The organism is Reticulibacter mediterranei (assembly GCF_016587455.1).
The window spans coordinates 6,173,910-6,186,398 of record NZ_BNJK01000001.1; the positions used below are offsets into that span (position 1 = coordinate 6,173,910).

Genomic DNA, 12,489 nt, shown 5'->3' on the forward strand with positions numbered 1-12,489 from the left:
TGCCCTGAGAACACAAGCGATAACGAAATAATAGATAGTGTGCCTGGGGAAGAACCACCAGGCATTTCTTTTTGTGTTCCTCTCTCGCTTTGTCAGATCAGTATCCTTGCTCAATTGATCATGTTATCTAATAGGGAGAGCCACAGTATCCTGAATGTAACGAATTTTGCTGAGTAACGATAAGTAAGTAGACTGTTGACAGAAGTGATGGAACTTCTCCGAAAAAGAAGGATCACTTTAGTATTATGAAATAGACATGGATGTATATGATGAGAAATAGTGCTATCCAGAAGTGTATGTATGTCTTGAGTATTGGTTTGCTGGTCACGCTTTTCGCGGCTTGTAGCGACCCCGCAGGCTCGTCTGGTGCCACACCAACGCCGACCTCTGCTAATACCACACCAACGCTGACCACTGCTGCAACTGCAACTCAACCCGCAACCACAAATCAACCTGCAACTCCAACACCTGTAGCAGGGACAGGAAAAGCGCCGACCACTGTTGCGAAGGCGACGAGTGCTACAACCGCAAATCAACCTGCAGCTCCAACATCTGTAACAGGGACAGCGACAGATCTTCAGCCCTTTACGGGAGTGGATTTTACTATGCTCTATCCCGCCAAATGGCAAAAGACGCACAAGTCTGGTTCACCAGTAGCAGCGAATCAGCCCCCGTCACAGACTTATAGGTTTGTTGCTGCCGATAATGTTACAGGCTTTCTTGTTAAACGTCATTCAGGCGAGCAGGCCGTTGGTGGTAGTGTCAATGAACTGCTCGGTGGCGAGTTTAGATGTGATACTGGTGATAAATCGGTGCCATCATCTGCGGAGACAGCTGATGGTGTCTCATGGTCGCAGGTTGACCTCATCTGTCTGGTTGCCAGCAACAATTACGAGGTGCGCGAACTGGTGAGATCTGACTCACAATATGGGCAGACAGTGATTATGTATGGTGCCTATCAGAAAGTGGGCAATGGTGCTGTTGTCCCTGATTTTGCCCATACCAAAGCAACCTACTTTGATCCTATGCTAGCCTCATTTAAGTTCAAATAATCAGATCGAGGGAACAGAAAATGAGGCAGGGATAGCCACCCGAATATGGCAGGGGCGATGGCTTGTCCTCGTCTGTGTGGGCATCACGCCACCTGGAGAGCCGGGCGGGCGAGGACAAGCCATCGCCCCTGCCATATTCGGTCGTCCCGGAGGAGTTAGTTTTTTTCTTCCTCCTCTCGATTGCTTACCCCGGCTTCAGCAAACGTCAGCATCTCATTATGCGTGTGTAAGGCTCCCTCAATGAGATGCATTGCCAGGACCGCTCCTGTCCCTTCGCCAAGACGCAGGCCTAGGTTCAGCAATGGGGCCAATTCCAATGCTCGCAAGATATGCCCATGTCCCTGTTCGACGGAAGTATGCCCGGCGATCAAATATTGACAGGCGGCGGGGCATAAGCGAGCGGCAACCAGCGCAGCGGCCCCAGAGATAAAGCCATCGATCACTACTGCGATGCGTTCTGCTGCCGCTGCCAGGATTACTCCCACCAGACCGGCTATCTCCAGGCCACCAACCTTCATTAGCACGTCGAGAGGATTTTGCGGCTCAGGTTGATTGATCGCTAGCGCTCTCTCAATTACCACTATCTTGTGGTCCAATTGTGCATCGTTCAGGCCGGTGCCGCGCCCCGTGACCTGCGAGACCGGCAATTGCAACAGATCCGCAGTAATAGCGCTGGATGCGGTGGTATTGCCAATGCCCATATCGCCGGTTGCAACAAGCTGTACTCCCTGTTGAGCTTGCAGGATATCGATCCCGACGTTGATAGCAGTCAACATTTGCGCTTCTGTCATGGCGGCTCCTTGAGCCATATTTGCTGTGCCAGGGGCAACTTTGCGGGAGACGAGATCAGGATGGTGTAGTTCGCTTGCCACACCAATATCCACGATGACGACGCGGGCGTTGGCCTGTCGTGCCAGCGCGTTGATCGCCGCGCCACCATGTAGGAAGTTTTGCACCATCTGCGGAGTGACCTCCGATGGGTAGGCGCTCACTCCCTCGACGGTCACGCCATGATCACCCGCCATCACAATCACAACTTTTTGTTCGATGCCTGGTAGTGCACGGCGTTGTATTCCTGCAATTTGAATGGCGAGCTTCTCAAGTCGTCCGAGGCTTCCAGCAGGTTTGGTAAGATTCTCCTGCCGCTGCCTTGCCTGCTCCATTGCCTCCACATCGAGCGGTTCAATGCGTGCGATGAGATCGTTGATGCGTTGTCTATCTGCTTGCTTTTCCATTATGCTTATCCTCAAGATTAAAAGTTAGAAATATCATCTCTATAGTAAAGGGCTTTATCTGAACAGGTCAAGACGAAAGAGGAGGCAGAATGGAATTCGATAAAACTTTTTCCACGCGACGGCTCTGGCTGGTGCGACATGGCGCGACACTTTGGAATAGCGAGCAGCGCTTTGGTGGTCATAGCGATATTGCGTTATCAGAGCAGGGATATGAGCAGGCGCGCTGGCTTGCGGAGTTTCTGCGTGCTGCTCCTATCGGGACGATCTACGCCAGCGATTTGTTGCGAGCACGCCAAACGGCAGAAGTAATTGCACAATCTCATCCGCTAGTATCTATTCAGACATTGGAGGCGTGGCGCGAACTGAATTTTGGAGTCTGGGAGGGACTGACCTATGCGCAGATTGCAGAACGCTTTCCTGATCGACTGGCATTTTTCACCGACCCTCTCCATGCTTCGCCACCTGCCGGAGAAGCGTTCTCCAGCCTGCTGCAACGGGTGCAAACGGCCTTTCTCGTTCTCGTCCATGATGCCGCCAGGCAAACAGATCAGCAAGGTGATATTGTGCTGGTCAGTCATGGAGGGCCATTGCGTGCGCTGTTGTGTTGTATACTGAGAATGCCATTGGAGCGCCAGTGGCAATTGCGGCTCAATCCAGGCTCGGTCAGCGCGGTAGAGTTTCTCCCAACAACTGACGAGATGATCCCTGATGCCACGCTGACTCTGTTGAATGTACAGTCTCCTCACTGTCTCAACGACTACGTTACATAATGTACGATAGGATAGCTTCAGGAGGTGCTACAGTATGCAGGAAATGCAGAATTTTGTTCGGCGAACAATTCAGCAGGCGAAAGAACGCATTGATCGTCTCTCGCAACGGCGTTCGGATGCGTCGCAGAGCGCATGGCCCACAGGCCCAGGGACGCTGCCAGACGATGTGCCGCAGCAGCCCCGATCAAGCTTTGGTGTGCAAGTGATAACGCAGTATGAGGAATTTCTTGCTGCTGTGCGTTTCTTGACTGTATTGCCGGCTCCGAGCAGATCACGCTTCGCGCAAACAGCAGAGACGCTCCCTACTCCCATCGTTGGCAGCGGCTATTTCTCGCTCGTTGGGCTGTTGCTTGGCGTGTTGCTCGCTCTCTGGGCGCTGTTTTTAAGCGCGTCTCTCCGCTTGCCCTCGCTGGTGGTGGCCGTGCTGGTGCTGATCGCGCAGATTTTGCTCACGGGAGGGCTGCATCTGGACGGCTTAATGGATTCCTGTGATGGCATGTTTGGCGGGACGAGTCGAGAGCGCAAACTGGAAATCATGCGCGATAGTCGCGTCGGGAGCTTTGGCGTGCTGGGTGGTGCCTGCACTTTGCTCTTTAAATTTGCCGCGTTTGTCACGCTTGCCGATAGCAATTATCTGCTCCCTCTGGCATTATTGATGGTGTTGCCGCTGGCTCGCTGGGCGATGGTGCTGACTGTCTACATCTTTCCAGGCGCACGTTCCGCTGGTTTGGGAGCAGATTTTCGCCAGACCGTGACGCGGCCCCGTTTGTTATTAGCTGCTATCATCGCCCTGATCGTCGTCCTCGCGGTGGGACGCCTGCCCGGTCTGGCCGCCTGGTTTGGTGGTACTCTGGCAGCTCTGTTAGTGGGTGTCTGGGCCACACGCGTCCTCGGCGGTCTGACCGGTGATATTTACGGTGCAATTGAGGAGGTCGCGGAGATGGTGGCTCTTCTGGTCCTGGTTCTTCTGCGCTTCACGTTTTGATGCAACTTGAAAATATGTAGGGAGAGAAAGAGGTAATGATGTATGTTTGTTGATGAAGATGGGGAGGCGGTCGCAGTGCGAGAAAATCCACAGCTTATTCTCGTGACCGGTGGCGCGCGTAGTGGGAAGAGTACATATGCCGAACGATTGGCCCGGCGGAGCGGTCGCAGCGTTGCTTATATAGCAACTGCAACCGCAGGCGATGATGATATGCGCGATCGCATCGCACGTCATCAGGCAGCGCGTCCCACCACGTGGCAGACAATCGAGGAACCGCTGCATCTCGCCGGAGCAGTGTGTCAAGCGGCCTCACTCGCCGATATTATTCTGCTGGATTGTATTACTGTCTGGCTCTCAAACTGGCTACTACTACAGGATGAGCTAAGCTCCATAGAGTCCACCCCTGCCAGCGTCTATAGCGAGGGCGCTCTTCAGGAAATTGAGGTATTGCTTAGAGAGGCACAGGCGCTCAATGCTCAGCAAAGGCTGGTGATCGTCACGAACGAAGTCGGGCTGGGCATTGTACCCGCATTTGCGTTAGGACGCGTCTACCGCGATGTGTTGGGAGCCGTAAACCGACGATTGGCACAGGAGGCCGCACGCGTCTATTTCCTGATAGCCGGGTTAGCGGTTGATATCAAGCGTTTGCACGAAGAGGCGTCCCTCTAGCAACTTGCGAATGTTCCTGAGATTGTTATATAGTAGGGCCGTTAATCATTGTTCTGTTTTCATCAGGTGGCTGTGATGATGTCATCGCGGCAGAATAGGGAAGTTGGTGTGAATCCAACGCAGTCGCGCTACTGTAACTGGTATGCGGTTTCCATCGGGAAAGATGCCACTGTTCTTTCAGCAAAGGGCGGGAAGGCGAGGAAACAGCAGACAAGCCAGAAGCCAGGAGACCTGCCTGATGAAGTATGCTCTGATCCTTCGCGTTATAAGGGGCGAGCTGCCGAGGCATATTTTTTCTTTCTGTCTCTGGTTGATCTCCATTGCGCGCAAGGTGACGTTATCATTCTATGGAGGTTATCCAGATGCGCACCTGTCAGCATAAGCTCGTTACCACTTCTCACCTCCTGATCGCGCTGCTTGCCTGTCTCCTGTGTTTAGCGGCGTGTGGTGGAACTGGAAATGGTACGACGACAACGGCAACAACGACCGGCACGACCCCTACGCCCATCTTGACGCCAGCGGTTGATGCCTATGGAACCCCTATCACCTATCCCAAAAGCGCGCCGCAAAAAATTGTGTCGCTGGTGCCGAGTATGAGCGAGATTCTAGGTGGACTCAATTTGCAAGATCGGGTCGTGGGCGTTGATTACTACACCAATTACCCGGCAGAGATGGCGAAGAAGCAGAAAATCTCTGATACTGGCGGTAAATATAATGTTGAGCAGATTGTGGCCCTCCATCCTGATCTCGTCCTCAGCGCAGGTGGTATCACCAAGCAATATGATAGCCAGTTGACGCAGTTGGGTTTGCATGTTGTCGATCTGCCATCTCCTGATATTGCAGGGACATTACAGCAAATCCAGCTTGTCGGCCAGCTTACCTTTACTCAGGATGCAGCCAGCGCGCTGACGAAGCAGATGCAGCAGCAGATAGATACCGTGAAGGCGAAAGTTGTGGGAACGAGCGCGCCAAAGGTGCTATTGGAAGTTGATGATAGCACGCCGGGCAAGCCTTATGTCTTTGGTGGCGGCTCCTTTGGTGATGAACTACTGCAATATGCCAACGCAACCAATATTTTTCATACCAACACCTCCGGTGGCGGCTATCCCCAGGTGACAGACGAGGCTATTATCTCTGCAAATCCGCAATTTGTGATTCTCACGGAAGACCCGAAATATGGTGGCGATGCAACCCAGGTCTATAAACGTCCGAATTGGGGCAGTATTGATGCGGTAAAAAACCGGAAGATCTATCACATCAATACAGACATTATGCAGCGTGCTGGTCCGCGTATCGTGCAGGGATTGCAGTGTGTGGCCCAGGTCGTCCACCCCGATAAGTTTTCCGATCCCATTCCTGCGTATTGTCAGGTGGCGGCTTGAGAGATGAGGGAATGATGCGTCATAGACGGGCAAGCAGGAACGGGCGCGCGATTGGTATAGTATTGCTACTGGCGTTCGTATTTGATCTCTGGGGCGAACCGTCAGCAAACTGGCACCCTGTCATCTGGTTCGGCAGGCTGATTCGCTGGTTGGAGCGAGGTGCGCCACGTGGCCGTTTGCCGCAACTCCTCTATGGGGCTGCTATGCCTGTCATCGCCGCCCCGCTCGTCTGCACTCCTGCTGCGCTGATCCATAAATTGGCGCTGCGTCTTCGTGCTGCCTGCAGCAATGCTCTCTGTGGCGATTTGCTCTATGCGCTCGTGGAGGGAGGCGTGCTCAAGCCCTTCTTTGCCTTGCAGATGCTGGCGGAGGCCGGTCGCGCGGTTCGGTTGCCGCTGGAACAACACGATCTTCCAGCGGCTCGTCAGGCTTTGCAAAGCCTGGTGAGCCGCGACAGATCGCAATTATCGGCGGAACTGGCAGCAGCGGCGGCTATCGAATCGTTAGCCGAAAACCTGAGCGATTCGGTTGTGGCTCCGCTGTTTTATTACGCCCTGTTTGGTTTGCCTGGGGCTGCGCTCTATCGCCTTTGCAATACCTTTGACTCGATGATTGGCTATCATGAGCATTATGAATATCTCGGTAAAGCAGCGGCCCGCCTCGATGACCTCTTAAACCTGCTCCCATCGCGCCTGAGTGCCTTGCTGATCATCGGTTGCGCGCCGTTGTTTGGTGGGGATCAGCGGCGTGCATGGCGCATTTGGCGGAGGGATGCCCGTAAGACGGCCAGCCCCAACGCCGGACAGCCGATGGCGGCAATGGCCGGAGCGCTTGGGATACAATTGGAAAAGGTCGGACATTATCAGCTTGGCGATGCCGAGAGACCGCCGACCCCTGCCGATATTAGGAAGGCGGAACTGATGGTCTGGCGCGTGGGCATTCTGGCCCTGTTACTGGTAATGGGAGGCCGTATCGTTTGGAGCGCTCGCTATGACTGATATGCACAAAGAAGAGCCTATGGTGGTACACGGGGCCATCGATTACGGCGAACTGGCGCAACTGGGGCTGCACCCCTCAGAAATTCTCGACTTTAGCGTTAATAGTAACCCATATGGCACCTCATCGACAGTACATGAAGCCATCGCTCAGGTTGCGCTGGACCGTTACCCAGACCGTGCCTGTTTACAGTTGCGTCGGGCAATTCTAGAGTACGAACTGTCGGGTGTTGATCTGTCGATGTCATCGCTGCTGTGTGGTAATGGCAGCAGCGAACTACTCTGGGCAGCTGCTCGCGCTTTTCTTGCGCCCGACAAAAAAGCCATGATTGTTGCGCCCACGTTCGGTGAATATCGCGCTGCATCATTGGCAACTGGTGCTACTATCAGCGAGTTTCGTCGGGCCGAAACTCAGCGATTTCAACCTGATCTGATCGAACTGCAAGCGCGTATTGTGAGGGAGAAGCCTGATGTGGTTTGGCTCTGCAATCCCAACAATCCTACCGGCGTATGGATGGAGCAGGAGCAGCTTGCTCAGGTGCTTCAGGCGTGTTCCAACGTTGGAACGCTGCTGATCGTTGACGAGTCCTACTGGCGCTTCGTCACCCCTCCCGTTTCTTATACCGCCGTGACATTGCTGCAAGGAGGGATAAACGAGCATCTATTGGTCTTGCGCTCGCTCACCAAAGATTTTGCTCTGGCAGGCGTGCGGTTGGGTTATGTTGTTGGTTCGTCGGGACGTATCGGGCTCGTGCAGAGGCAGTTGCCATCGTGGAATGTCAGTGGATTTGCACAGGCAGCTGGCGTGGCGGTATTGGCTGATCGCGCGCACCTTGCAACCACGCTGGCAGCCCTTACAGTTGAGCGTGAGGCATTCTTCGCGGCTTTACGAGAAGCCGATCTGCATGTCTTGCCTTCGCGCACGCATTTCTGCCTGATCAATGTTGACGATGCTCAGCATGTCAGGCAAGAGTTGCTCAAGCGACGGCTGTTAGTAAGGGATTGTACCTCGTTTGGTTTGCCGCGCTTTATTCGCGTTGCGACTCGGCCCGCTCATGAGTGGAGACAACTGGTGCAGGCATTGCAGGAGGTTGTACAAGCATGAAGAAGCTGGCAAAAACGCTAATGGTGCAGGGAACGGCTTCGACTGTTGGCAAAAGCACGCTTGTTGCCGGACTGTGCCGCATTTTTACACGGGAAGGTTGGCACGTTGCACCATTCAAAGCGCAGAATATGGCGCTCAATTCGTGGGTGACACGCAGTGGTGGCGAGATTGGGCGCGCTCAAGTGGTCCAGGCGGAGGCAGCCGGTATCGAGCCAACCGTTGAAATGAACCCTATTTTGCTCAAGCCAGAGGGACATTCGCGGAGTCAGGTAATCGTTATGGGGCGTCCACTGGCCTCACTCGAAGCGCGGGAATACTATCGCAACCGCGCCACCTTGTTGCCAATTGTGCAGCAAGCGCTGAATACGTTACGTCAAGAATACGATCTGGTGATTATCGAAGGCGCTGGTAGTCCGGTTGAGCTGAATCTGGCCGAGAAGGATCTGGTCAATATGGCGGTGGCGCAACTGGTCGATGCTCCGGTGTTGCTGGTGGGCGATATTGATCGCGGCGGTATCTTCGCCTCGTTGTTGGGCACGTTGAAGCTCTTGCCGCCTGCTGATCGCGCCCGTGTTAAGGCTTTTATCGTCAACAAATTTCGTGGCGATCTCACGCTCTGGCGCGATGGGGAGCAGATGCTTGCAAATATGGGTGGCATTCCCGTATTGGGTACGGTCCCTTTCTTTCAGCATATTCGGATCGCCGAAGAGGATGTCGTGCCGCTCGACGAGGGGACCGCTGCTATTATGCAGGATAATCGAGATGCGACGGAGCGTGGGTGTCTGGAAATCGTGATTGTGCGGCTCCCTTACCTCAGCAATTACGACGAGTTTGACGCTCTGGCTGCTGAAAAACGGGTGCATCTCCGTTTCGCCGCCTCATCCGACGAGTTTCCTGCTCAACCCGATCTCGTCATTTTGCCAGGCACGAAGAATACGTTGAGCGACCTGGCCTGGCTCTGGCGACGAGGATTGGCACAGCATGTTCGACGGCTGGCACAGAACGGCAGCGCGGTGCTGGGAATCTGTGGCGGCTATCAGATGATGGGCGAGCGGGTGAGCGATAGCGCAGGCTCCGAAGCCGATCCGGGCACAACTGAACCGGGCCTTCATCTCCTGCCCGTCGAGACCTTTTTTGCGCCACTCGATGAGAAAACAACGCAACGATGCCACGCTCAACTGATACCTGCTGCTGTGCGCGGCCTGTTTGCTCGTATCCCGCAACAGCCTTTGCAGACTTACCAGATCCATGTGGGACGTACAATCATAGCAACTGAGCTGGGAACTGGCACCTCAGTTTTTAGTGTTGATGGCGCTGATGATGGCTGGCTGAGCGCTGATGGCTGGTGTGCAGGTGCATATTTACATGGCTTGTTTGAAAATGACGCCTTCAGGCATGAATTGTTGCGAGCGTTGTTCGAGCGACGTTTTGCTCAGCCTCTGGTGGATGAGCAGACGCCGTTCAATCGTCACGAGGAGTATGATAAGCTGGCGAATTGGCTCCAGCGCTATCTGGATATCGATCAGTTGAAAGCACTATGTGAGCTAGAGTAAGGCAGGGAAAAACGATGCAAGAAGAAGAAAACTACGAAACGGTGCCGCTTGAGGAGCCGGATGGACTGAGCGAGGAGCGACTCTCTCGCGTGCGTCAGGAGTTGGCCGAGGCGCGTGCCAAACGCAAGCGTGGGCGTACGGGGTTGGTGATCGTCAATACCGGCAATGGCAAGGGTAAGACGACGGCGGCGCTGGGCGTGTTGTTGCGCTCATGGGGCCAGGGTATGCGCGTGGTGATGCTGCAATTTCTCAAGGCCAAGACCGGCAAGTGGGGAGAAATTCGCGCCGCCCAGCGTATGGGCGTTGAGATTATCCCGCTTGGCAAGGGCTTTACCTGGGAGAGCGACAATCTTGAGCATGATCGTGCGCTGGCCCACCAGTGCTGGGAGCAGTGCCGCGAGAAGATTGAAAGCGACCAGTACGACGTGGTAATCATGGACGAAATCACCTATGCCATCAACTATGGCTGGCTTGATCTGGAAACAGTACTCAACACATTGCGCAACCGCAATCCCGCCATGCACGTGATTTTGACTGGACGCGATGCTCCCGCCGGGCTAGTTGAATATGCCGATCTGGTGACGGAGATGCGCGAGATCAAACATCCCTACAAAACGCAGGGAATCATGGCACAAAAAGGCATCGAATTTTAAGCGTTGAAGCAGGCAAACAAAAACGCTGCTCATGCACACTATGCGAGGAGCGTTTTTGTTTGCCGAATCAGGATTTTGGTTCGATCAGTGTTCCCAGGCGGCGCATCTCCGGCCATAAGAGTGCGACCAGGATAACAACCAGAATGGTGCCAACGCCGCCGCCAGCAACCGTCACGACTGGACCGAGAAATTGAGCTGCCAGACCTGACTCGAAGCCGCCCAGCTCGTTGGAGGCCGTGACAAATAGCGCGTTGACCGCCGAGACGCGACCACGCATGGCATCCGGCGTTCTGACCAGCAAAAGCGTATTACGGATCACAACGCTGATATTGTCCAATCCACCCAGCACGAAGAGCATAGCGAGTGAGAGCCAGAACGAACGTGAGATGCCGAAAATAATCGTCGCCGCGCCAAAGCCCGCAACCGCCAGCAGTAACGTGCGGCCAGCCTTTTTAAAGGGTGGTCGGCGCGTCAATATAAATGCGATCACCAGCGCTCCGATAGAGGGTGCGGCACGCAGCCAGCCGAGGCCCGTTGGTCCGACGTGGAGAATATCCTGAGCGTAGATCGGCAGCAACGTTGTGGCACCTCCAAAGAGGACGGCGAACAGATCAAGTGTAATAGCCGCCAGAATGACCTGGGTTTTGCTTAAAAAGCGTAATCCCTCTGCTAACGAACTGAGCGTCGTTTGTGGCTCGCTCTGGTGTACTGGTCGTTGCCTCACCCGCAATTGGATGAGGAGATAGGTGATAATCAGCCCCGCCAGGGTATTCAAGGCATAGACTGGAGTTGCGCTGCGAAACACTGCAATCGCGAAGCCTCCCAGCGTCGGACCAACGACGGAGGCCAGCTGCCATGAACTGCTCGCCCAGGTTGAAGCATTTGTGTAAGCCTCTTCGGGAACTGTATGAGCAAGAATCGATTCAGCAGCCGGGCCGTTAAATGCCATTGCCACCCCTCCCAATGCCAGGCATGCGTAAACGAGTGCGATAGAGCTATGGGTATACGAGAGCCATGCCAGCCAGAGCGAAGTTAGCACTGCCAATGCCTGGCTGAGCACCAGGATCGTCTGGCGGTGAAAGCGATCTGCGATATGTCCCGCTGGCAGTGATAAGAGGATGACAGGCAAGACCTGTGCCAGACCAACGCCCCCCAGTACCAGTGCTGAATCACTACGCTCGTACAGTTCCCAGCCAATGGCAATATAGACCATTTGGGTTCCCAGCGAGCCGACGAAGCTGGCGATGAGAAAGAGGCGAAAATCACGGAAACGAAGCGCGAAATAAGGATCATGTGCTTTGACCGTCGAGACAGGTTCTTTCGCTGATACCAGCGCTTCTTTGTCGCTGTGTATTTCCTGTTCATATTCGTTATTTGTCCAGTGCAAGTTATTACCTCAACATAATATGAAGAAATAAGCAGAATATAGAGAAAAAGTTTCAAGGAAATTATGAAATACGTCGTAAATGAGTAGAGTATGGGTTCAGGAAATCAATTCCTGAACCCAGTTTATCTATTCTTTACTATGCTATTCATAGCACATCCTTAGATGAAATAGCAAGTAGAATAGTGCTAATGATTTTGGATGGAGAGATAGGATGCAGGAAGCAATGGACCTGTTGCACTGGCACCTTGCGAGCACGATCATTCAAGGAGTTGGCGTGGCTTGCATCCCCGGAGATGTTGGTTGTGCTGGCGTTGGTGGCGGCACAGGTGTCGATGGAGGCTGCGTTGGTCTTGCGGGCGTTGGGATAGGCACTGCCATTGTTGGCGTCGGGGCGTGCGTTGGCGTGGCGACTGGCGCAGTTGGTGCGACTCCGCTTGCTGGTGTAACCGTGCTGCTGACTCCTCCGTCCTGACCGCTTTGACTGCCGCCTCCCTGTGCTGGCATAGTTGACTCCGGGGTAGGCGTTGCCTGCGTTCCGTTGTTACTTGCCGCATTGGTTTGATACCACGAGAAGCCCAGCGTCAGGAGCAGCACAAGCACAATAATGGCCCCTATGATCCATAAGATGCGCCTTGTCGCTGGTTTATTCTGTTCGAGATCGTTTACATCAGGTGGTCGTTGCTGGTCGGTCTGCATTAGTCTC

Annotated in this window: 12 protein-coding genes and 1 riboswitch; of the genes, 9 read left to right on the plus strand and 3 right to left on the minus strand. The window is 54.1% G+C overall.

The annotated features are described in order from the left end of the window. Positions 1-266 precede the first annotated feature (266 nt). Positions 267-1,052, plus strand: coding sequence for a hypothetical protein (locus K3T83_RS26725; RefSeq protein ID WP_220205974.1), 786 nt, complete (start codon positions 267-269; stop codon positions 1,050-1,052). A gap of 155 nt (positions 1,053-1,207) precedes the next feature. Here K3T83_RS26725 and cobT read toward each other — a convergent pair whose 3' ends face one another. After that, the gene (gene cobT / locus K3T83_RS26730) at positions 1,208-2,287 is read right to left on the minus strand and encodes a nicotinate-nucleotide--dimethylbenzimidazole phosphoribosyltransferase (protein WP_220205975.1); all 1,080 of its coding nucleotides are present in this window, start codon (positions 2,285-2,287) and stop codon (positions 1,208-1,210) included. Between the two features lie 89 nt (positions 2,288-2,376). On the opposite strand from cobT, the gene K3T83_RS26735 reads away from it, so the two are divergent. The 8 genes from K3T83_RS26735 to cobO all read left to right on the plus strand — a co-directional run bounded on the left by K3T83_RS26735 (position 2,377) and on the right by cobO (position 10,399). Next, complete coding sequence (locus K3T83_RS26735) at positions 2,377-3,057, plus strand: histidine phosphatase family protein (RefSeq protein ID WP_220205976.1); 681 nt, start codon at positions 2,377-2,379, stop codon at positions 3,055-3,057. 34 nt (positions 3,058-3,091) lie between these two features. Then, entirely contained in the window at positions 3,092-4,042 is a 951-nt protein-coding gene (gene cobS, locus K3T83_RS26740; RefSeq protein WP_220205977.1) for an adenosylcobinamide-GDP ribazoletransferase, read from the plus strand. Positions 4,043-4,084: 42 nt separating this feature from the next. Then, a complete protein-coding gene (gene cobU, locus K3T83_RS26745; protein ID WP_220205978.1) occupies positions 4,085-4,711 on the plus strand; it encodes a bifunctional adenosylcobinamide kinase/adenosylcobinamide-phosphate guanylyltransferase in 627 nt (208 codons plus the stop codon). Between the two features lie 47 nt (positions 4,712-4,758). After that, positions 4,759-4,964: riboswitch (cobalamin riboswitch) on the plus strand. Positions 4,965-5,058: 94 nt separating this feature from the next. Further along, positions 5,059-6,093, plus strand: coding sequence for an ABC transporter substrate-binding protein (locus K3T83_RS26750; protein WP_220205979.1), 1,035 nt, complete (start codon positions 5,059-5,061; stop codon positions 6,091-6,093). An 11-nt stretch (positions 6,094-6,104) separates the two neighbouring features. Further along, positions 6,105-7,091, plus strand: a complete 987-nt coding sequence (gene cbiB, locus K3T83_RS26755; RefSeq protein WP_220205980.1) for an adenosylcobinamide-phosphate synthase CbiB — start codon at positions 6,105-6,107, stop codon at positions 7,089-7,091. Continuing rightward, complete coding sequence (locus K3T83_RS26760) at positions 7,084-8,193, plus strand: pyridoxal phosphate-dependent aminotransferase (protein WP_220205981.1); 1,110 nt, start codon at positions 7,084-7,086, stop codon at positions 8,191-8,193. Before cbiB ends, K3T83_RS26760 begins: the two co-directional genes overlap by 8 nt. After that, positions 8,190-9,746: a cobyric acid synthase gene (locus tag K3T83_RS26765; RefSeq protein ID WP_220205982.1), complete on the plus strand. Its 1,557-nt coding sequence runs from the start codon at positions 8,190-8,192 to the stop codon at positions 9,744-9,746. The genes K3T83_RS26760 and K3T83_RS26765 overlap by 4 nt, the downstream gene beginning before the upstream one ends. Before the next feature lie 14 nt (positions 9,747-9,760). Continuing rightward, on the plus strand, positions 9,761-10,399 hold the full coding sequence (gene cobO / locus K3T83_RS26770; protein ID WP_220205983.1) for a cob(I)yrinic acid a,c-diamide adenosyltransferase: 639 nt from the start codon (positions 9,761-9,763) through the stop codon (positions 10,397-10,399). A 67-nt stretch (positions 10,400-10,466) separates the two neighbouring features. Here the strand turns inward: cobO and K3T83_RS26775 are convergent, their stop codons facing one another. Together K3T83_RS26775 and K3T83_RS26780 are read right to left on the minus strand one after the other, a co-directional pair. Continuing rightward, the gene (locus K3T83_RS26775; protein ID WP_236064995.1) at positions 10,467-11,786 is read right to left on the minus strand and encodes an MFS transporter; all 1,320 of its coding nucleotides are present in this window, start codon (positions 11,784-11,786) and stop codon (positions 10,467-10,469) included. Positions 11,787-12,047: 261 nt separating this feature from the next. Next, entirely contained in the window at positions 12,048-12,482 is a 435-nt protein-coding gene (locus K3T83_RS26780; protein WP_220205984.1) for a hypothetical protein, read from the minus strand. Between the last annotated feature and the right edge of the window lie 7 nt (positions 12,483-12,489).